A 20,010-nucleotide genomic window follows, 5' to 3' on the forward strand; every position below is an offset into this window, starting at 1 on the left:
GGCGCACAGCGATCCGACCTGAGTGCGCCTGACCCGCTAGACTGAGCACTGGCTCGCGTGCACGAAACGCCCGGCTTCGGGCGCTCACGCGCCGTGATGCCGGCGTCGCCGGCCCGTCGAATTCGCGCCGGCTCGCCCTTCCCGCCATTGCCCAGAGATATCGATGACCAGGTTATTCCGCATGACCGCGCTCGTTGCGTGGTGTCTGTTGTTCCTGCCCGCTACGGCGGCGTTGGCTCAATCGGTCCAGGTGGACCAGTCGGACCCGCAGGCGCTCATCAAGACCGCCACGCAGCAGGTGCTCGACGAAGTCCGCACGAAGGCGATCGCGCCGGACGACATCGCGCGCATCCAGGATATCGTCAACCGCGACATTCTCCCGTACGTCGATTTTCGCCGCACCACGCGCCTCGCCATGGGGCCTCACTGGCGTAGCACCACGCCCGAGCAGCAAGCGCAGGTCGAGCAGCAGTTCCAGCTGCTGCTGATCCATCTCTACTCGGGCGCCATCGCGCAACTGAAGCCTGACCAGAAGATCGACTATCTCCCCATGCGCAGCTCGCCGGGCGATACCGACGTCGTCGTGCGCACGCTAGCGCAGACCAGCAGCAATCCGGTTGAAATCGATTACCGTCTGTACAAGACGCCGCAAGGCTGGCGCCTTTACGACCTGAACGTGCTCGGCGCGTGGCTGATCCAGACCTATCGCCAGCAGTTCAACGAGAAGATCCAGCAGGGCGGCGTGGATGGGCTCATCCAGTTCCTCACCGCGCGTAACCAGGAGCTCGTCTCGGGCAAGACGCAGACGCAGTGACGCGCGATTTTTGCGTCTGCCTCCCGCGACCTGCGAAAATCTGGACGGCCGGGCCCCGCGCGCGTGGGCGCTGTACCATTTCGAGGCGCGCCTTATGCGCATAGATGGGCCGTGCGCTTGCCCGAGCCGGCGCGGCCCCGATGTTCCCTTTTTTTGCCGATCCGATCCGACATGAATTTCCCGCTGCCGCCGCAGGGCCGACGCAACCGGGTGTTTCCGCCAAGCCCGCCTACGCTGCACAGCCTCGCCTCCGTCATTACAGGCGTGGTCGTGGTGTGCGGCCTGTACTTCGGGCGCGCGGTGCTGATCCCCATTACGCTCTCGGTGCTGCTGAGCTTTCTGCTGGCGCCGCTCGTGACCACGCTGCGGCGCTTTCATTTGCCGCAGTTCCTCGCCATTCTCGTTGCGGTGCTTTCCACCGTGCTCGCCCTTGCCGGTGTGGGCGCGCTGATCGCGGCGCAGGTCTATCAGCTGTCCGCCTCCCTGCCGCAGTATCAGGAAGAGATCGAGCAGAAAGTGCAAACCGTGCAGGAAAAAACCGTGGGCCGCGCCGATTCGCTCATGTCGCGGGCCGCCACCGCGCTGCAGCGCGTGACGCCCACGCCGCCGCCGGCGCCGCCGCAGCCGCGCGGGCGCGCGGCGCGCAACCAGCCGCAGCAGCCGATGCCCGTGGAGATCCATACGCCCGCGCCCACGCCGCTCACCCTGGCGCAAAAGGCGCTTGCCCCGGCTATCGCGCCGCTCGAGACGACCTTCATCGTGCTCGTGGTGACCATCTTCATCCTGTTCCAGCGCGAGGACCTGCGCGACCGGCTCATCAGCGTGTTCGGCTCCGACGACCTGCACCGCACCACGACCGCCATCAACGACGCCTCGCAGCGGCTCTCGCGCTACTTCATCGCTCAAGTCGGCGTGAATGTCACGGTGGGCGGAGTGATCGCGCTGGGGCTGGCGGGCATCGGCGTGCCGGGCGCGCTGCTGTTCGGCGCGGTGGCGGCGCTCATGCGCTTCGTGCCGTACATCGGCATCTGGATCGCGGCGATCATGGCGACGATCGTCGCTGCGGCTACGCAGCCGCAATGGACCATGGGCGTGACGACGCTGATCTTCTTCATCGTCGTGGACGTGGTGGCCGGGCAATTCGCCGAGCCGATGGTCTATGGCAAGCGCTCGGGCCTCTCGCCGCTTGCCGTGGTGGTGGCGGCGATCTTCTGGAGCTGGCTGTGGGGTCCCGTGGGGCTCGTGCTTTCCACGCCGCTCACGCTGTGCATCGTCACCCTGGGCCGCTACGTGGACCGGCTGAACTTCCTCACGATCCTGCTCGGCGACCAGCCCGCTCTCACGCCCGCGCAAACCTGCTACCAGCGCCTGCTCGCCGACGATCCCCACGAAGCGCTGCTGCAGGCGGACCGGCTGCTCACGGGCATGCCGCTCATCGACTACTACGAGCAGGTGGTGTTCGAGGGCCTGCGCTTTGCGCGCAACGACGCCTTGCGCGGCGTGCTGCCCGGCGAGCAGGTCGCGCGCATCAACCAGGCGCTGCTCGATATCGTCGAGGATCTCGAATCCGTGGACGATTCGCGTCACGCCGCACCCGAAGAGGAGAGTGCGAGGAAGGCCGCCGAGGGCGCGGACGAAGGCGCAAAGGTGATCGAGTTTACCCTCTCGCCGGACGCGGGCGAGGTGCTCTGCGTGCCCGGACGCGGCGCGTTCGACGACGTGGCGGTGGCGATCGTCGGCCAGTTGCTCATGCGGCGCAACATCCCCTGCACGGCCACCACGTACGATGAAGTGCGCGCCACGCGCGGGGCCATGATCGACGAGCGCTCGCCGGCCATCTGCGTGGTGTCGCTCGATGCGCCCGAGTCGGCGCCGTATCTGCGCAATCTCGTGCGGCGGCTGCGCGAGCGCGCGCCCGACGCGACCATCGTGGTGGGCATCGGCGCGGGCCTGCGCGACGACGGCGCGGGCATTGCCGACGACCCCGGCACGCTCTTTCCGACCTCGCTGCGCAACCTCGTGGAGGAATGCGGCGCGGCGCTCGTGCCGGCACACCCGCCGCTGCCCGAAAAGAGGGTGGCAACGCCGGATATGCAGGATCAATATCGTGCAGGTGCGAAATTGTGACAGTCACGCGCTTGTCACATTGAGGCTCGAATATATGCGGCCCTGTGCCCCTGGTTGCGGCATGAAAGTTACTAGGAGACGACGTTGCTGAGCCCGAAAGAATTCGCCACGCTGATGCTGGTCCGCCATTCGCCGGACCAGATCGACATGAACCGCGAGGAACTGGACACGCTGCTCGAGCGTCAGCTGGTTGCGCTCGAGCAATGGACGCAAGACCGCCGCCGGCTTTCGCTCACGATTGCCGGCCGCTCGCTGCTCGAGGCGGTGGGGCGGCTCGAATACACGACGGGTTTGCCCGGGAGGGATGGCGACGAGCGCCTTGCCGCCGGTCTTTGATGTCTTTGCAGTGAACCTGCTTGCGGCCCGGCCCCCGGATGGAGCCGGGCCGTGTCGTTATGCAAGACACATTTTTTGCGCGTGCGTTTACTGAGGCATGCCAGGTAATTATGTGCCTTTGCCCACGTCCGAGGGCGTGATCGCCTTGTGTCCCCCAAAGGACGCTGCTACGCTGATTCGGGTCTCCGGCGGCATCGTGCGCAGGCCGGCACACGCTGTCTGACGGAAGGATTGCGGCAGGCGTTTTCCTGTACGGGTATTTCCCCATCGCCCGGCTCGGTGGCGCTCGTCAAACTGACTCCATCCTCCAGAGTCTTTCCCAACTCACCTACCCCCTAAAGCAAAAGGAGGATCTATGGCAAAGCGTATTGCCTACGTGACCGGCGGCATGGGCGGCATCGGAACGGCCATCTGCCAGCGTCTGCACAAGGATGGCTACACGGTGATCGCGGGCTGTGGCCCGAACTCGCAGCGCAAGGCGCGCTGGCTCGACGAGCAGAAGGCGCTTGGCTACGAGTTCGTCGCCTCCGAAGGCAACGTGGCCGACTGGGACTCCACGGCCGCTGCGTTCGAGAAGGTGAAGAAGGACGTCGGCGAAATCGACATTCTGGTCAACAACGCCGGCATCACGCGCGACGTCGTGTTCCGCAAGATGACGCACGAAGACTGGGTCGCGGTGATCGACACCAACCTCACGAGCCTCTTCAACGTCACGAAGCAGGTGATCGACGGCATGATCGAGCGCGGCTGGGGGCGGGTGATCAACATCTCGTCGGTGAACGGGCAGAAAGGCCAGTTCGGTCAGACGAATTACTCGACGGCCAAGGCCGGCATTCACGGCTTCACAATGGCGCTCGCGCAGGAAGTGGCGACCAAGGGCATCACGGTCAACACCGTTTCGCCCGGCTATATCGGCACGGACATGGTGAAAGCGGTGAAGCCCGAAGTCCTCTCGAAGATCGTCGACAGCATTCCGGTGCGGCGGCTTGGCGAACCGGCGGAAATCGCCTCGATCGTGGCGTGGCTCGCATCCGACGAAGCGGGCTTCTCGACCGGCGCGGACTTCTCGCTCAATGGCGGTCTGCACATGAGCTGAGCGTGGCCGCGGCTTCCTTGCGCGGGGCTTGTGAGTATAACGAAGTGATCTGGCGGGAGCGGCGCAATGCCGGCTCCCGCTTTGTATTCCGGGGCGATGGGTTTGCCTTGGGTCTGGCTGGATGGCGATATGCAACAGGAATGCTTCGGTTCGCCCGGTTGAAGGGTGGGCGCGAGCGTTCACGCCACGCGTTCCATTTGCGCCGCACCAGGCGGCAGTTCTTTCTAGACTATCGTCATGGCCTCAACCCGTGACCGCAATCCGCCGTCGCCGCCGCTTTCCCGCTATCGAAACAAGCGGGACTTCCATGTCACGCCTGAACCGGCGCCGTCGTCGGCCGGTCCGCCCGCTGAAAATGGACCTCTGGGCTTTGTTGTGCAGAAGCACTGGGCGAGCCGGCTGCATTACGACTTCAGGCTCGAACTCGACGGGGTGCTGCTGTCGTGGGCCGTACCCAAAGGCCCGTGTTACGACCCGAAGGAAAAACGGATGGCCATTCACGTGGAGGACCATCCTGTCGACTACGCGGGCTTTGAAGGCACGATTCCGGCAAAACAATACGGCGCCGGAGACGTGATTGTCTGGGATCGCGGCACCTGGGAACCCGTCGGCGATCCGCGTGAGGGGATGACTGCCGGCAAGCTCGTCTTCCGGCTCCACGGCGAAAAGCTTGCCGGACTCTGGGAACTGGTTCGCATCTCCAGGACCGGCGGCAGACAAGACCCATGGATGTTGTTCAAGAAGCGCGATGCGTGGGCGCAGCCGCTTGCCGATTACGATGTCATCAAGGCGCTTCCCGACAGCGTGACCGCAAGGCCGCTCGGGCTCATCGAGGAACGTGCGCCGAGGGCAGCGAAGCCTGCGAGCAGCGGGTCGCCGGAGATAGACCTTCGCGCGGCGGTTTCTGCGCCGTTGCCTGCCAGGCTCGAGCCCCAGCTCGCGACCCTGGCGCCTGCGCTTCCTGCGAGTGGTGACTGGATAGCCGAAGCCAAGCTCGACGGCTACCGCATGCTGTCTCGCGTCGCCAAAGGCCGGGTGCGGCTCATCACACGAGGCGGCCAGGATTGGACCGCGAAGTTTCCCGCGCTCGCTGCAGAGGTCGAAGCGCTTGCGCTCAGCAGTGCGTGGCTGGATGGCGAAATCACCGTCCTCAAGAACGGCATTCCCAATTTCGCTGCACTGCAAGATGCGATAGACGGCAACGCGAATCGGGACATCGTCTACTTCCTGTTCGACCTGGTCTACCTCAACGGGAAAGACCTCAGGAAGGTGCCGCTGTGGTCGAGGCGCAGGCTTCTCGCGCAGCTTCTTGCACATGCCGGCGAGCCCATCCGGTTCAGCCAGGACTTTGAGGCGCCCCCTGCGCAACTGTTCGAGGCCGCCTCGGGCCTGGGGCTTGAGGGCCTCATGCTCAAGCGCCGCGACGCGCCCTATGAATCGGGGCGGACCCAGACGTGGCTCAAGGCGAAGTCCCGATTCCGGCAGGAACTGGTCATCTGCGGATTCACGGGCCGAGGCGGCAAAGACGGCGAGGTCGGCAGCCTGCTGCTTGGTTATTACGCAGACGGCAAGCTTCACGACGCCGGAAGCGTCGGCACCGGCTGGGACGCCAGGGCCGCGCGGGACCTGTGGGCGCGGCTGGCGCCGCTCGAAACGGATGCGGCACCGTTCGACGTCGCTGTCGCGAGGCCGCGCCGCTGGCCCCGGCGCTCGGCCGGCAGCGAGCGGTGGGTTCGCCCTGAACTCGTCGCCGAGGTCGAATTCGCGGACTGGACCGCGGATGGTGTCATCCGGCAAGCCTCCTTCCGGGGTCTGCGAATCGACAAGCCAGCTACGGGCGTCATCAGGGAGGGCGCCAGGACGCAGGCCCCGGAGCCGCAGCCGAAGCTGAAAATCACGCATCCGGAACGCGTCGTCGACCCGTCGGCCGGGATCACGAAGGCAGACCTGGTCCGCTACTACGCGAGTATTGCGGAGCGGATGCTGCCGCACCTGCTGGCCCGGCCCATTACGATGGTCCGCGCGCCTGCGGGTATCGCCGAAGCCCTGTTCTTCCAGAAGCATGCTGACAGAACAGGCATGCCTGGATTGACGACACACGACCGCAGTCTCTGGCCGGATCATCCGCCTCTGCTGACCGTCGATACGGTCGACGCGCTGCTGTCGGCGGCACAGATGAACACCGTCGAGTTTCACACATGGAATTCGACCGTGCGACGGCTCGACAAGCCCGACAGGGTCATCTTCGATCTTGACCCGGGCGAAGGCGTGAAATGGGGACGCGTTCAGGAAGCGGCGCTGCTGGTGCAGACGTTGTTGTCGGAACTGGGCCTGCGAGCCTGGCTGAAGACGAGCGGCGCAAAGGGGTTGCACGTCGTCGTGCCGCTGGCCCCGCGGCTGGGCTACGATCCGGTCAAGGCATTCTCGCAGGCATTCGTTCGGCATCTGGCGAAGACGATTCCCGTGCGCTTCTCGGCGACCGCCGGCGCTTCGAACCGGGTCGGAAAGGTCTATGTCGACTACCTGCGCAACGGCAAGGCGCAGACCACCGCCGCGGCATTTTCCGCGCGGGCGCGACCCGGAATGGGCGTCTCGATGCCGCTCTCCTGGGAGCAGCTCAAGGACCTCAAGGGCGGGGCGCAGTGGACGGTCCAAACGGCCCGCGAGTACCTCAGCTTCCAGCAGCAGGACCCGTGGGCGGATTACTGGACGGGGGCGCAATCGTTGGCATCGGCGATAAAGCTCCTAAAATGAAACCACCGCTGGTCGGCGGCGGCACGCGCTTTGCGTAAGCGACAGCCGAACATGCCAATCCGCGAGGAGACGTCCATGCCCGCCCGCTCAATCGCTTCCCTGACGCTGTCCTTCGGGCTCGTTTCGATACCGGTGAAGCTCTACACCGCCACTGAGAGTTCGTCCGACGTCCGGTTTCACATGCTGGCGCCCGACGGCTCGCGCGTGAAGCAGCAATACGTCTCCGAGAAGACGGGCGATGTTGTCGAGCGCTCGAGCATGAACAAGGGCTACGAATTCGAAAAGGACCGTTTCGTGGTCTTCACGAGCGACGAGCTAAAAGCCCTGGAAGACGCTGCGAGCCATGTCGTCGAAATCATGGCTTTCATCCCGGAAGAGGCGATTAACCCGGTCTTCTACGACAAGGCCTACTACATTGCGCCCGACAAGCGAGGCGGCAAGCCGTACAGCCTGTTGCAGCAGGCGCTCGTAGAGAGCGGCCGTTGCGCATTGGCGAAATGGGCGTCGAAAGGACGGACGCGGATCGTGCAGGTGCGCCCCGAGGAAGACGGGCTCGTCTTTCAGCAATTGCTTTACGCCGACGAGGTTCGCTCGCTGGCCGACCTGCATGTCGAACGTGTCGACGTATCCGATACCGAGATGAAACTCGCGTTGCAGATTATCGAGCAGGGCGCCGAAGACAATTACGACCCGACTGCGTACGAAGACGAAGAGAAGAAGCGCATCCTCGCAGCCATCGACGAAAAGATCGCCGGCAAGCAGGTCGTCGTTCACGAGGCCGACGAAGAACGGGCCGGCGGCGGACAGGTTATCGACCTGATGGATGCCTTGCGCGCGAGTTTGAAGGGGGGCGCGAAAGCGAAAGCCGCTGCGGCGCCCAAACGCAGCAAGAGCGCGGAGCCGGTTACCGAGCTTCCTGTCGCGCCCAAAACGCGCAAGCCGCCGGCGCGTGCGACCAGGGCGCCCGCTGAGGCGCCTGCAAAGGTCCGGGCACGCAAGTGACGCCACAAGCCGCCGCGCGCGAGATCTCGATGCGCGAACTGCAGGCCATGCTGGGCGTTACGCGGAGGGTGGTATCCGGTCTCATTGCGGCAGGATTCGTGAAGCCGTCACGGGGGCCGCGAAACGCCTACCGCTTCACGTTCCAGGACGTCGTGCTGCTGCGTACGGCGTTGCGGCTGCGCGATGCGCGCATTGCGCCGCGCAAGATCATCATGGCGCTCACGCGGCTCAGAGACGAGTTACCCGATGCGTTGCCGCTCACGGGCATTCGCGTATCGGCAGTCGGTAACGACGTGGCGGTGCGGACCGGCCCTTCGCAATGGGATGCCGCCACCGGTCAGTTCCTGCTCGATTTCGAAGTTGCGCAAATCAAGGGCGATGTCGTGTTTCTCGACTCGGCGCCCGCGCAGAAGAATCTGGCGCATCAGGCGCACGAGTGGTACGACCTCGGCGAGCAGTTGAGAGCGTCCGATGCGAGCGGCGCCGAACGGGCGTACAGGAAGGCCATCGCGTTATCGCCGCAACCTTTTTATGCTGCCTTCGTCGACCTGGGCGCGCTGCTGTGTGAGCTCGAATCCCGGTGCGAAGACGCGCTGCATGTATTCGACGAGGCGTTGGCGCACTTCCCCAACGACGCCGTGCTGCACTTCAATCGCGCGATTGCGTTCGAGGAGCTGGGGCGCTTCGAAGACGCTGAGCGAAGCTATACACGCTGTCTCGAACTCGACCCGACATACGCGGACGCCCACCACAATCTGGCGATGCTGCTCGAAAAACGGGGCGACCCGCAGGGCCTCGTCCGCCATTTGAGCGCGTATCGACGGCTGACGACCTGAACCGTGCAGAAGGCGGCAAGCTGGCCGTCTCAGTTGGCCACGTCAAACCGTCGCCACAAGAATCGACTCTCCGCTCGCAGGCCTTAACCCATCGCTACGGTCTGCGAAATAACGCGCGGTGAGATCCGCGGTCGAGACATGGCGCGCCTCGCGCAAACCGGCCTCGCGCGCCAGCGCAAGCATCTCGCCGGGCGCAAAAAAGCTCACGAACGGCGTACCCGCCGCCTTCGCGCGTGCATACACGGCGGCATGCTGCGAGCGCTCGGGCTCGTCGATGAGTTCGAGCGGCAAGAGGAAGGTCATGACGAGCGTCGAGCCCGGCGCGAGCTGCGCGATCTGCCGCAGCGTCGCGAGGTTGGCTTCGCGCGTGAGATACATGGAAACGCCCGTCGAGGCGATCACCGCGGGGCCCGCGGCATCGAACCCGGCCGCGGCGAGCCGTTCCCACCACGTCTCGCCGGCTTCGAAATCCACCGGAACGAAGCGCAGCCACGCCGGCTCGCGAAACCCCAGCGCCATGAGCCGCTGACGCTTCCATGCCTGCGCGCCTGGCTTGTCCACCTCGTACACGTGCAGGCGCGAGGCGATTTCGGGGCGGCGCTGCGCGAACGTGTCGAGTCCCGCGCCGAGAATCGCGTACTGCCGTGCGAGCCCTGTTGCAGTCTGTTCGGCCACGAGGTCTTCGACAAAGCGCGCGCGCCCGACGATCGAGGCACGATAGCCGCGCGTCCCTTCAGGGTGCATATCGGGCCGCTCGCGCCAGTTCGACTCCGGCGCGGCGATCTGCATGCCGGTTTCGTCTTCGAGCACGTGGGGCGCATCGTCGACCTGGACGTGCAGCGCGCGCCACAGCGCGACGCGGATGGCAGTGCTGTCGGGAGCGGCGGTATGGCTGGCGGGCATGGTTCGGTCCTCTCGCGCGGGTTTCGCCGCACGATTATCGCCCGCCTGGCTCGCGGCCGTGCGTTCCGTAGATGTCGGCGCTCACCTGCCGCAACGCCTCGATCATCACGCTCGCCGCGGGCGTAAGGAGCCCGTCCGCACGCGTGATGATGCCGAAGTCGTCCATCTGGCAATCCATCGGCACCGGCAGGATCGCGACCATGCCGTGCGCCGCGTAGTAGCGCGCCACGTCCTCGGTGAGCACGGCGATCATGTCGCTTTGCTCCAGCACGCGCGTGATGAAGAGCAGCGCGGGTGTCTCGACCACGTTCGACGGGGGCGCGAGGCTCGCGCGCTGGAACATCAGCTCGAAGCGGTGGCGCAGCACGCTGCCGACCGGCGGCACGACCCAGGTGGCACGCGCGATGTCCGCGAGCGCAATCGGTCGGGCTTTGTCCTGCGCCGCCACAAGCATGGGATGCCCCGGCCGGACCACGGCGCACACGGGCTCGCCCGCGAGCGGCTCGTAACGCAGCTGGAGCTTGTCGTGCTCGGCGGAAAGACGGCCCAGCACCACGTCGAGCTTGTCCTGCGCCAGGTGTTCGAGCAGCACGTTGCTGGCGTCGATTTCCACGGAGACGCGCAGGTTCGCATGCGTGCGCTTGACCGCCGCAACGGCCGCCGGCAGCACGCGCACACCCGGCGAGGTGATCGCGCCCACCGCCACGTGGCCAAGACGCCCGGCCTTCAGTGCGCTCAATTCCTCTTGCGCCTGGTCGAGGCTGCCGAGCACGGCGCGCGCGTGGCGGATCAGCGCGTCGCCATACAGCGTGGGCCGCATGCCGCGCGGCATGCGCTCGAACAGCACCGCGCCGAGCATGTCCTCGAGCTCGCGCAGGAGCTTCGAGGCGGCGGGCTGCGTCATGTTCAGCGCCGCCGCCGCGCGGTGAATGTTGCCTTCCTCCGCCAGCGCCACGACGAGAAGCAACTGCCGCGTTTTCAGCCGCGTGCGCACGTACCAGGGGCTCGTATCGAGCATGTCTTTCGCCTGTTTTCCCAAATAGTATTAGGTGTTTATACCAATGCCGATTTCGATATCGGAAGCGTCCATTATTTCATTAGAAGGTTATCAGACTTCTCCCTAGACTGTGCCGAATCCATCGCTCGAAGCAATCGGCGAATTACCCGCTCCACAAGACGAACACGATGTCGGATACCCAACCCAAACTGCGCTCCCAACAGTGGTTCGGCACCACGGACAAGAACGGCTTCATGTACCGAAGCTGGATGAAGAACCAGGGCATTCCCGATCACGAATTCGATGGTCGCCCGATCATCGGCATCTGCAACACCTGGTCGGAACTCACGCCCTGCAATGCGCATTTCCGCAAGCTCGCGGAGCACGTGAAGCGCGGCATTTATGAGGCGGGCGGCTTTCCGGTCGAGTTCCCGGTGTTCTCGAACGGCGAGTCGAACCTGCGCCCCTCGGCCATGCTCACGCGCAATCTCGCCTCCATGGACGTGGAAGAGGCGATTCGCGGCAACCCCATCGACGCCGTCGTGCTGCTGTGCGGCTGCGACAAGACCACGCCCGCGCTGCTGATGGGCGCGGCGAGCGTGGACGTGCCCGCCATCGTCGTGACCGGCGGCCCGATGCTCAACGGCAAGCATGAAGGCAAGGACATCGGCTCCGGCACGGTGGTCTGGCGGCTGCACGAAGAGCTGAAGGCGGGCGAGATCGACTTGCACCAGTTCCTTTCGGCAGAAGCGGGCATGTCGCGCTCGGCGGGCACCTGCAACACCATGGGCACCGCCTCGACGATGGCCTGCATGGCCGAATCGCTCGGCGTTTCGCTGCCGCACAACGCCGCGATTCCCGCCGTCGATTCGCGCCGCTACGTGCTCGCGCACATGTCGGGCATCCGCATCGTGCAGATGGCGCTGGAAGACCTGAAGCTTTCGAAAGTCCTCACACGCGAAGCGTTCGAGAACGCCATTCGCACCAACGCCGCCATCGGCGGCTCGACCAACGCCGTGATTCACCTGAAGGCGATCGCCGGGCGCATCGGTGTCGATCTCGAACTGGAAGACTGGCAGCGCATTGGCCGCAACACGCCGACCATCGTCGATCTGCAGCCTTCGGGCCGCTTCCTGATGGAAGAGTTCTATTACGCGGGCGGTCTGCCGGCGGTGCTGCGCCGGCTCGGCGAAGCGAATCTGCTGCCGCATCCCGACGCGCTCACGGTCAACGGCAAGTCGATCTGGGACAACGTGCGCGAGGCGCCCAGCTACAACGACGAAGTGATTCGTCAACTCGACAACCCATTGATCGCGGACGGCGGCATCTGTATCCTGCGCGGCAATCTCGCGCCGCGCGGCGCCGTGCTCAAGCCGTCGGCGGCCACCCCCGAGCTGCTCAGGCATCGTGGCCGCGCCGTGGTGTTCGAAAACTTCGACCACTACAAGGCGACGATCGGCGATGAATCGCTCGACGTCGACCGCGACTCCATTCTCGTGATGAAGAACTGCGGTCCGCGCGGCTACCCCGGCATGGCCGAGGTCGGCAACATGGGCCTGCCGCCCAAGCTGCTGCGCCAGGGCGTGAAGGACATGGTGCGCATTTCGGATGCGCGCATGAGCGGCACGGCTTACGGCACGGTGGTCCTGCACGTGGCGCCCGAAGCGGCGGCGGGCGGCCCGCTCGCGGCCGTGCGCAACGGCGACTGGATCGAGCTGGACTGCGAATCGGGCCGCCTGCATCTGGACATCAGCGACGAGGAGCTCGCGCGCCGTCTGAGCGACGTCGATCCGGCGGCCGCGCCCGGCGTGGCGGAGCAACTCGGCAAGGGCGGCTATGCGCGCCTTTATGTCGATCACGTGCTGCAGGCCGACGAGGGTTGCGACCTCGACTTCCTCGTGGGCAAGCGCGGGGCGGAAGTGCCGCGGCATTCGCATTGAGCGTTTGATGCAACGAGTCGGGGCGCGCCGGCGCCCTGAGCGCGGCAGAGACGAAGGGCAGACCGGTCTAGAGAAAGAACGAGGTTGGAGACACGATGACGAACCCGCAGGTGCTGCAACACGAAAGCCCCGCTGCACTGGCAAGCGCCAGCAGCGAGGAACAGCGCATCGTCGGCCATATCGCGCGCCGGCTTCTGCCTTTTCTCGCGCTGATCTATGTGGTGGCATACGTCGATCGCACCGTGGTCGGCTTCGCGAAGCTGCACATGAACGCGGCCGTGGGCCTGTCCGATGCCGCCTACGGTCTGGGCGCCGGCCTCTTCTTCATCGGTTATTTTCTCTGCGAAGTGCCGAGCAATCTCGCGCTCGCGCGCTTCGGCGCGCGCGTGTGGTTCGCACGCATTCTCTTCACGTGGGGCGTGATCACGATGCTGATGGCGCTCGTGAGCGGCCCGAAGAGCTTCTATGCGCTGCGCTTTTTGCTGGGCGCGGCGGAGGCCGGTCTCTATCCCGGCATTCTGTATTTCCTCACGCAGTGGTTTCCCATGCGCCACCGCGCGCGCGTGATCGGCCTGCTGGTGCTCGCGCAGCCCGTCGCCGGCATCGTCACCGGGCCGATTGCGGGCGCGCTGCTCGAAACGCAGGGCTTTTTCGGCATGTCGAACTGGCAGACGCTCTTCGTCGTGAGCGGCCTGCCCGCCGTGCTGCTGTGCATCCCCACCCTGCGTCTGTTGCCCGAGTCGCCCGCGCACGCGCGCTGGCTCGACGGCGCCGGGCGCCGCTGGATCGAGCGCGAACTCGCCGCCGACCGGCGCGCCTACCGGCTCGACACGCATCGCAACCCGTTTGGCGCGCTCAAGGATCGCCGCGTGCTGCTGCTTGCGCTGCTGTTCCTGCCGTTTCCGCTGTGCATCTATGGTTTGTCGCTCTGGTTGCCTACCATTATCAAGGCGTTCGGCGTGACCGATTCCACGGCGGGCCTGCTTTCCGCGGTGCCGTATCTGTTCGCGGTAGCGGGCCTGCTGATCGTGCCGCGCCATTCGGACAAGCATCGCGAACGCTACGGCCACATCGTCGTGGTCTCGGGCGTCGCGGCGCTGACGATGGCCGCGAGCGCGTGGTTCCACGCGCCGGCGCTGCAACTGCTGTTCATCTGCCTGACCGCATTTTCGATCTACTCGATTCAGGCCGTGGTCTGGGCGCTGCCCGGCGAGTTCCTCACCGGCGCGAGCGCGGCCGTGGGGATCGCGACGATCAACTCGCTCGCGAATCTCGGCGGCTATCTCGGCCCCTATGGCATCGGGCTCATCAAGGACGCGACGGGCAGCCTGGCGGCCGGGCTTTACTTTCTCGCGGCCACGCTGGTGTTCGCGGTGCTCGTGACGTTCGCCGTGCGCGCGGTGCTGCGCACGCCTCGCCGCGGCACGGGAGAACTGGCGAGCGAATCGTGATGGCGCGGCCTGACACCCTTTCTCAAGCAGGACTGAAGACATGACTACGAGCCGTACGCCCCGCTACCGGGGCATTTTCCCCGTCGTGCCGACCACGTTCACCGAAACGGGCGAACTGGATCTGGCAAGCCAGAAGCGCGCCGTCGATTTCATGATCGACGCGGGCTCGGACGGCCTGTGCATTCTCGCGAACTTCTCGGAGCAGTTCTCGCTCTCCGACGACGAGCGCGAACGCATCACGCGCACCGTGCTCGAGCACGTGGCGGGCCGCGTGCCCGTGATCGTGACGACCACGCACTACGGCACGCCGGTTGCCGCCGCACGCAGCAGGCGCGCGCAGGAGCAGGGCGCGGCGATGGTGATGCTCATGCCGCCGTATCACGGCGCGACCTTCCGTGTGCCCGAGCAGCAGATTTACGACTTCTACGCGCGCGTGTCCGACGCGATCGACATTCCGGTCATGATTCAGGACGCGCCCGCGAGCGGCACGGCGCTTTCCGCCGCGTTCCTCGCGCGCATGGCCCGGGAGATCGAACAGGTCTCGTACTTCAAGATCGAAACGCCGGGCGCGGCGAACAAGCTGCGCGAGCTGATCAAGCTGGCGGGGGAGGCCGTCGAAGGCCCGTGGGACGGCGAAGAAGCCATCACCTTGCTCGCCGACCTGAACGCCGGTGCGACCGGCTCGATGACGGGCGGCGGATTCCCGGACGGCATTCGGCCGATTATCGAAGCCCACCGCGAAGGCCGCGCCGACGACGCATTTGCCCTTTACCAGAAGTGGCTGCCGCTCATCAATCACGAAAACCGCCAGGCCGGCCTGCTCGCCTGCAAGTCGCTGATGAAGGAAGGAGGCGTGATCGAGTGCGAACTGCCGCGCCACCCGCTGCCCGCGATGCATCCCGCGACGCGCGCCGAGCTGATCGATATTGCGCGCCGCCTCGATCCGCTCGTGCTGCGCTGGGGTAAATAAATCATTCGTCATGCAGAATAAAAAATCTCCCTGAAAAGAAGGGGCGGAGATACGTCATGAAAGCGTCCTATACGTTGGGTATTGTCGGCGTCGGCAAGATCGCGCGCGACCAGCATCTGCCCGCCATTGCGGGCAATCCGGGCTTCGAACTCGTCGCGAGCGCGAGCCGCAACGCGCAGGTTGAGAACGTGCGCAACTACAAGGACATCGGTGCGCTGCTGGCGGCCGAGTCCGATCTCGACGCCGTCTCGCTGTGCGCGCCGCCGCAGGTGCGCTACGCGCAGGCGCGCGCCGCACTGGAAGCGGGCAAGCACGTCATGCTCGAAAAGCCGCCTGGCGCGAGCGTGAGCGAAGTCGAGGCGCTGCGTGAACTCGCGCAACAGCGCGGGCGCACGCTGTTCACCACGTGGCATTCGCGCTGCGCGAGCGCCGTCGAGCCCGCGCGCGCGTGGCTCGCCGAGCGCACGATCCGCGCCGTGCACGTGCGCTGGAAGGAAGACGTGCGCCGCTGGCACCCGGGTCAGCAGTGGATCTGGGAGCCTGGCGGCCTCGGCGTGTTCGATCCGGGCATCAACGCGCTTTCCATCGTCACGCGCATCCTGCCGCGCGAAGTGCTGCTGCAGGGCGCGACGCTGCATGTGCCGGCCGACTGCGCAACGCCGATCGCGGCGCAACTCGACTGCATCGACACCGATGGCGTGCCCGTGCGCGCCGAGTTCGACTGGCGCCACGGGCCGGTCGAGCAATGGGAAATCGATGTGGAAACCACGGACGGCCTGCTCTCGATCGCCGAAGGCGGCAAGCGCCTCGCGATAGCGGGCGAGCCGGTCGCGCTCGATGCGGAACGGGAATATGCGGCGCTCTATGAGCGCTTTCACTGGTTGATCGCACACGGCACCGACGACGTGGACGTGCGCCCGCTGCGCCTCGTGGCGGACGCGTTTCTGCTCGGCAGGCACGTCGAAGTCGAGGCGTTCGGCAACTGAAGACGCTTGTTTCAAGCGCTTCTTTCTAGCATTACACGCGCATTACACAGACGCATTACACACGTAGTACACCACACCTGAGGAGACAGGAGCATGACCAGCAAGATCCGCCGTTTGACCCTTCGTGCCGCCTTCGCGGCGATGTGCATCGCCCCGCTCGGCATGAACGTGGCGGCGCACGCCGACTCGCCCGTGAAGATCGGCTTTCTCGTGAAGATGCCGGAACAGGCATGGTTCATCAACGAGCAGAAGGCCGCCACTGCGCTCGGCCAGAAGGAGAACTTCTCGGTGGTGAACATCGGCACGCCGGACGGCGAGAAGGTGCTCGCCGCCATCGACAACCTCGGCGCGCAAGGCGCACAAGGCTTCGTGATCTGCGCGCCGGACGTGCGTCTCGGGCCGGCAATCCAGGCGCGCGCCAAGCGCTACAACATGAAGTTCGTCACGGTGGACGACCAGCTCGTCGACTCGTCGGGCAAGCCGCTCGCCAACGTGCCGCACCTTGGCATGTCGGCGCTCAAGATCGGCAATCAGGTTGGCCAGGCGATCACCGACGAAATGAAGCGCCGCGGCTGGAAGCCCGAAGAAGTGGGCGCGCTGCGCATTACCGACTATGAGCTGCCCACGGCGAAGCTGCGCACGGACGGCGCGACGCAATCGCTGCTGGCGGGCGGCTTCAAGAAGGAAAACATCTTCGACGCCCCGCAAAAGACCACCGACGACGAAGGCGGCTTCAATGCGGCGTCGCCGGTGCTCGCCCAGCATCCGAACATCAAGAAGTGGGTGGTGTTCGCGCTCAACGAGGAAAGCGTGCTGGGCGCCGTGCGCGCGACCGAACAGCTGCACATTCCTTCGGCCGACGTGATCGGCGTGGGCATCAACGGTGCAGGCGAAGCGTTTGCCGAGTTCCAGAAGAAGCAGCCTACGGGCTTCTACGGCACGATCGCCGTGAGCTCGACGAACCACGGCAAGGAAAGCGCCGAGAACCTCGTCGACTGGATCCGCGACGGCAAGCAGCCCGCCGCCGACACGCAGACCACCGGCAAGCTGATGACGCGCGACAACTGGACGGCCGTGCGCGCCGAGCTGGGTATCTAAGGACTGCGTAGAAGACTGAGGCGAAGCAAAGGGCAGGGATGCAATGACTGAAACCATGACTGACGCGAACGTGCAAGCGAACGCGAACGCGGTGAAGGGCGCTCAACAGGGGAATCGCGCGTATCTGGAGCTCGACGGCATGACCGTGAGCTTCCCGGGCGTGCGCGCGCTCGATCGCGTGGCGCTGGAAGTGCGTGCCGGCGAAGTGCACGGCTTGATGGGCGAGAACGGCGCGGGTAAATCCACGCTGCTGAAGGTGCTCTCAGGCGTGAACCAGCCGCAGGAAGGCACGCTCAAGCTGAATGGCGTGGAGCACCGCTTCACGACCACGAAGGCGGCGCTCGAAGCGGGTATCGCGATCATCTATCAGGAACTGCATCTCGTGCCCGAGCTGACGGTGGCGGAAAACCTGATGCTCGGGCAGTTGCCCAACCGCCTCGGCGTGCTCGACGAAGGCACGCTCGTCAAGCGCGCGATGGATGAACTCAGGCGGCTTGGCGAGCGCATCGATCCGCGCACGCCGGTGAAGCATCTCTCCATCGGCCAGCGTCAGATGATCGAAATCGGCAAGGCGCTCATGCGCGACGCGCGCGTGATCGCCTTCGACGAACCGACCAGCTCGCTCTCGGCGCGCGAAACGGAGAACCTGTTTCGCATCATCAACGCGCTGCGTGCGGATGGCCGCGCGATCATCTACGTCACCCACCGCATGGACGAAGTCTATGAGCTCTGCGACCGCGTGACGGTGTTCCGCGACGGCAAGCGCATCGAGACGTTCGATTCGGTGGCCGATCTCGATCGCAATCGCCTGATCGCGGCGATGGTGGGCCGCTCGATCGAGGACGTGTACGGCTATCGTTCGCGCCCAGCCGGTGACGTGCTGCTCGAAGCGAAGGGCCTGCTGGGCCCCGGCCTCGTCGAGCCGGTGTCGTTCACGGCGCGGCGCGGCGAGATCGTCGGCTTCTTCGGGCTCGTGGGCGCGGGTCGCTCGGAACTCATGAAGCTGATTTACGGCGCGACGCGCGCGAGCGCGGGTCACGTCGAGCTCGACGGCCAGCGCGTCAATTTCGCAAGCCCGCGCGACGCCGTGCGCGCGGGCCTCGCGCTATGCCCCGAGGACCGCAAGCAGGAAGGCATCGTCGCGATCGCCTCGGTGGCCGACAACCTCAACATCAGCGCGCGCCGTCACTTCAGCCCCGCACGCTTCCTGCTCGACGCGCGGCGCGAGCGCGATCTCGCGCAGGACTACATCAGGAAACTCGCGATCAAGACGCGCAACGGCGACACGGCCATCGGCACGCTGTCGGGCGGCAACCAGCAGAAGGTGATTCTTTCGCGCTGGCTCGCCGAGCGCATCGAGGTGTTCCTGATGGACGAGCCCACGCGCGGTATCGACGTGGGCGCGCGCGCCGAGATCTACAACCTGCTGTACGAGCTTGCGGAAGCGGGCAAGACCGTCATCATGGTGTCGAGCGACCTGGCCGAAGTGATCGGCGTGTCGGACCGCATCATCGTCATGCGCGAAGGCCGGATTGCCGGCAGCCTGCCGAAGGCCGAAGCCTCGCCCGACGAACTGATCAAGATGGCGCTGCCGCGCTGAAGCCTGTTTATTTTGCCTTGCCGGTCGCGTCCGAAAACGGCGTCAAGCGGCGCCCGCGACCGATCCGAAACGATGAACTGAAATGAGTGAAGCCATGCAGCCACAGGGCACGCCTACCGTCAACGAAGCCGCCGCGCCGGTTACCCCCCAGCGCGCGCGGGCGTGGGACATGATCAACAAATCGGGCATCGTGGTGGTGTTCGTGGTGCTGTTCGCGGTGCTATCCGCAACGGTGCCCGACTTCCTCACGACCCGCAACATTCAGGGTCTGCTGCTCTCCGTCACGCTGATCGGCTCGATCGCCGTCACGATGATGTTCGTGCTCGCGCTCGGCGAGGTCGATCTTTCGGTCGCTTCGATCGTCGCGTTTTCGGGCGTGGTGGCCTCCACGGTCATCACGCAGTCGCATAGCGTGATGCTCGGCATTGCGGCCGGCGTGCTCGCGGGCGGCGCGGTGGGGCTCGTGAACGGCGTGCTGATCGCGCGCTTCAAGATCAACTCGCTGATCGCCACGCTCGCGATGATGGAGGCCGTGCGCGGCCTCGCGTTCCTCACCTCGAACGGCGACGCCGTGATGATCTCCGAAGAACGCTTCTTCGATCTGGGCGGCGGTTCGTTCCTGGGCATCTCGTACCCGATCTGGAGCAACATCATCGGCTTCGTGGTGTTCGGCTTCCTGCTCAAGAAAACCGTGTTCGGCAAGAACGTGCTCGCGGTGGGCGGCAATAGCGAAGCGGCGCGCCTTGCCGGCCTGCCGGTCACGCGCATCAAGATCACGGTGTTCGTGCTGCAGGGGCTCATTACGGGCTTTGCGGGCGTGATGCTGGCCTCGCGCATGAGCCTCGGCGACCCGAAGACTTCGGTGGGTCTCGAACTCGGCGTGATCTCGGCATGCGTGCTGGGCGGCGTGTCGCTCACGGGCGGCGTGGCGACAATCTCGGGCGTGCTGGTGGGCGTGCTGATCATGGGCGCGGTGCAGGACGCCATGAGCCTCATGAACGTGCCGACGTTCTATCAGTACCTGATTCGCGGCGGCATTCTGCTGCTTGCGGTGCTGTTCGACCAGTTCCGGCGCAGCAAGCGGGCGGTGTGAGGCATGT

The 20,010-nt window shown here is 65.5% G+C and carries 16 protein-coding genes; 14 read left to right on the top strand and 2 right to left on the bottom strand.

Translation table 11 applies throughout. The features are described 5' to 3' along the window. Window positions 1-163 precede the first annotated feature (163 nt). The 7 genes from BHE01S_RS00605 (at window position 164) to BHE01S_RS00635 (ending at window position 8,965) form a co-directional block, all read left to right on the top strand. The gene (locus BHE01S_RS00605; protein WP_042259339.1) at window positions 164-814 is read left to right on the top strand and encodes an MlaC/ttg2D family ABC transporter substrate-binding protein; all 651 of its coding nucleotides are present in this window, start codon (window positions 164-166) and stop codon (window positions 812-814) included. A 171-nt stretch (window positions 815-985) separates the two neighbouring features. Continuing rightward, window positions 986-2,941 carry an AI-2E family transporter gene (locus tag BHE01S_RS00610; protein WP_063769065.1) on the top strand — a complete coding sequence of 652 codons (1,956 nt, stop codon included), beginning with the start codon at window positions 986-988 and terminating at the stop codon, window positions 2,939-2,941. A gap of 84 nt (window positions 2,942-3,025) precedes the next feature. Further along, on the top strand, window positions 3,026-3,277 hold the full coding sequence (locus tag BHE01S_RS00615; protein ID WP_042259342.1) for a hypothetical protein: 252 nt from the start codon (window positions 3,026-3,028) through the stop codon (window positions 3,275-3,277). A 355-nt stretch (window positions 3,278-3,632) separates the two neighbouring features. After that, window positions 3,633-4,373: a 3-ketoacyl-ACP reductase gene (locus BHE01S_RS00620; RefSeq protein ID WP_042259344.1), complete on the top strand. Its 741-nt coding sequence runs from the start codon at window positions 3,633-3,635 to the stop codon at window positions 4,371-4,373. Between the two features lie 237 nt (window positions 4,374-4,610). Continuing rightward, the gene (ligD, locus tag BHE01S_RS00625; protein WP_042259346.1) at window positions 4,611-7,127 is read left to right on the top strand and encodes a DNA ligase D; all 2,517 of its coding nucleotides are present in this window, start codon (window positions 4,611-4,613) and stop codon (window positions 7,125-7,127) included. Between the two features lie 75 nt (window positions 7,128-7,202). Continuing rightward, window positions 7,203-8,129 carry a non-homologous end joining protein Ku gene (gene ku / locus BHE01S_RS00630; protein ID WP_042259348.1) on the top strand — a complete coding sequence of 309 codons (927 nt, stop codon included), beginning with the start codon at window positions 7,203-7,205 and terminating at the stop codon, window positions 8,127-8,129. Window positions 8,130-8,158: 29 nt separating this feature from the next. Further along, window positions 8,159-8,965, top strand: a complete 807-nt coding sequence (locus tag BHE01S_RS00635) for a tetratricopeptide repeat protein (RefSeq protein WP_174479480.1) — start codon at window positions 8,159-8,161, stop codon at window positions 8,963-8,965. A gap of 42 nt (window positions 8,966-9,007) precedes the next feature. Here the strand turns inward: BHE01S_RS00635 and BHE01S_RS00640 are convergent, their stop codons facing one another. Further along, window positions 9,008-9,868 carry a class I SAM-dependent methyltransferase gene (locus BHE01S_RS00640; RefSeq protein ID WP_042259352.1) on the bottom strand — a complete coding sequence of 287 codons (861 nt, stop codon included), beginning with the start codon at window positions 9,866-9,868 and terminating at the stop codon, window positions 9,008-9,010. 34 nt (window positions 9,869-9,902) lie between these two features. Next, entirely contained in the window at window positions 9,903-10,886 is a 984-nt protein-coding gene (locus BHE01S_RS00645; RefSeq protein ID WP_042259354.1) for a LysR substrate-binding domain-containing protein, read from the bottom strand. Window positions 10,887-11,053: 167 nt separating this feature from the next. Here BHE01S_RS00645 and BHE01S_RS00650 point away from each other — a divergent pair, with 167 nt between their 5' ends. The 7 genes from BHE01S_RS00650 (at window position 11,054) to araH (ending at window position 20,003) form a co-directional block, all read left to right on the top strand. Beyond that, on the top strand, window positions 11,054-12,805 hold the full coding sequence (locus BHE01S_RS00650; RefSeq protein ID WP_042259357.1) for an IlvD/Edd family dehydratase: 1,752 nt from the start codon (window positions 11,054-11,056) through the stop codon (window positions 12,803-12,805). A 95-nt stretch (window positions 12,806-12,900) separates the two neighbouring features. Further along, window positions 12,901-14,256, top strand: a complete 1,356-nt coding sequence (locus BHE01S_RS00655; protein WP_042259359.1) for an MFS transporter — start codon at window positions 12,901-12,903, stop codon at window positions 14,254-14,256. 40 nt (window positions 14,257-14,296) lie between these two features. After that, entirely contained in the window at window positions 14,297-15,226 is a 930-nt protein-coding gene (locus BHE01S_RS00660; RefSeq protein WP_042259361.1) for a dihydrodipicolinate synthase family protein, read from the top strand. Between the two features lie 56 nt (window positions 15,227-15,282). Further along, window positions 15,283-16,212 carry a Gfo/Idh/MocA family protein gene (locus BHE01S_RS00665; RefSeq protein ID WP_042259364.1) on the top strand — a complete coding sequence of 310 codons (930 nt, stop codon included), beginning with the start codon at window positions 15,283-15,285 and terminating at the stop codon, window positions 16,210-16,212. A gap of 93 nt (window positions 16,213-16,305) precedes the next feature. Continuing rightward, entirely contained in the window at window positions 16,306-17,310 is a 1,005-nt protein-coding gene (locus BHE01S_RS00670; RefSeq protein ID WP_042259366.1) for an arabinose ABC transporter substrate-binding protein, read from the top strand. Window positions 17,311-17,365: 55 nt separating this feature from the next. Further along, window positions 17,366-18,910: an L-arabinose ABC transporter ATP-binding protein AraG gene (araG, locus tag BHE01S_RS00675; RefSeq protein WP_042259435.1), complete on the top strand. Its 1,545-nt coding sequence runs from the start codon at window positions 17,366-17,368 to the stop codon at window positions 18,908-18,910. A gap of 82 nt (window positions 18,911-18,992) precedes the next feature. Continuing rightward, window positions 18,993-20,003 (top strand): L-arabinose ABC transporter permease AraH, encoded by a 1,011-nt coding sequence (araH, locus tag BHE01S_RS00680; RefSeq protein WP_042259368.1) that lies wholly within the window; start codon window positions 18,993-18,995, stop codon window positions 20,001-20,003. Window positions 20,004-20,010 lie beyond the last annotated feature (7 nt).

The organism is Paraburkholderia heleia NBRC 101817 (assembly GCF_000739775.1).
Lineage (GTDB): Bacteria > Pseudomonadota > Gammaproteobacteria > Burkholderiales > Burkholderiaceae > Paraburkholderia > Paraburkholderia heleia.

Coding starts and splice junctions, on each gene's coding strand:
- araH (WP_042259368.1), top strand. CDS start 18,993: ATGAGTGAAGCCATGCAGCCACAGGGCACGCCTACCGTCAACGAAGCC.
- ligD (WP_042259346.1), top strand. CDS start 4,611: ATGGCCTCAACCCGTGACCGCAATCCGCCGTCGCCGCCGCTTTCCCGC.
- BHE01S_RS00665 (WP_042259364.1), top strand. CDS start 15,283: ATGAAAGCGTCCTATACGTTGGGTATTGTCGGCGTCGGCAAGATCGCG.
- BHE01S_RS00660 (WP_042259361.1), top strand. CDS start 14,297: ATGACTACGAGCCGTACGCCCCGCTACCGGGGCATTTTCCCCGTCGTG.
- BHE01S_RS00655 (WP_042259359.1), top strand. CDS start 12,901: ATGACGAACCCGCAGGTGCTGCAACACGAAAGCCCCGCTGCACTGGCA.
- ku (WP_042259348.1), top strand. CDS start 7,203: ATGCCCGCCCGCTCAATCGCTTCCCTGACGCTGTCCTTCGGGCTCGTT.
- BHE01S_RS00645 (WP_042259354.1), bottom strand. CDS start 10,886: ATGCTCGATACGAGCCCCTGGTACGTGCGCACGCGGCTGAAAACGCGG.
- araG (WP_042259435.1), top strand. CDS start 17,366: ATGACTGACGCGAACGTGCAAGCGAACGCGAACGCGGTGAAGGGCGCT.
- BHE01S_RS00640 (WP_042259352.1), bottom strand. CDS start 9,868: ATGCCCGCCAGCCATACCGCCGCTCCCGACAGCACTGCCATCCGCGTC.
- BHE01S_RS00610 (WP_063769065.1), top strand. CDS start 986: ATGAATTTCCCGCTGCCGCCGCAGGGCCGACGCAACCGGGTGTTTCCG.
- BHE01S_RS00620 (WP_042259344.1), top strand. CDS start 3,633: ATGGCAAAGCGTATTGCCTACGTGACCGGCGGCATGGGCGGCATCGGA.
- BHE01S_RS00650 (WP_042259357.1), top strand. CDS start 11,054: ATGTCGGATACCCAACCCAAACTGCGCTCCCAACAGTGGTTCGGCACC.
- BHE01S_RS00605 (WP_042259339.1), top strand. CDS start 164: ATGACCAGGTTATTCCGCATGACCGCGCTCGTTGCGTGGTGTCTGTTG.
- BHE01S_RS00635 (WP_174479480.1), top strand. CDS start 8,159: ATGCGCGAACTGCAGGCCATGCTGGGCGTTACGCGGAGGGTGGTATCC.
- BHE01S_RS00670 (WP_042259366.1), top strand. CDS start 16,306: ATGACCAGCAAGATCCGCCGTTTGACCCTTCGTGCCGCCTTCGCGGCG.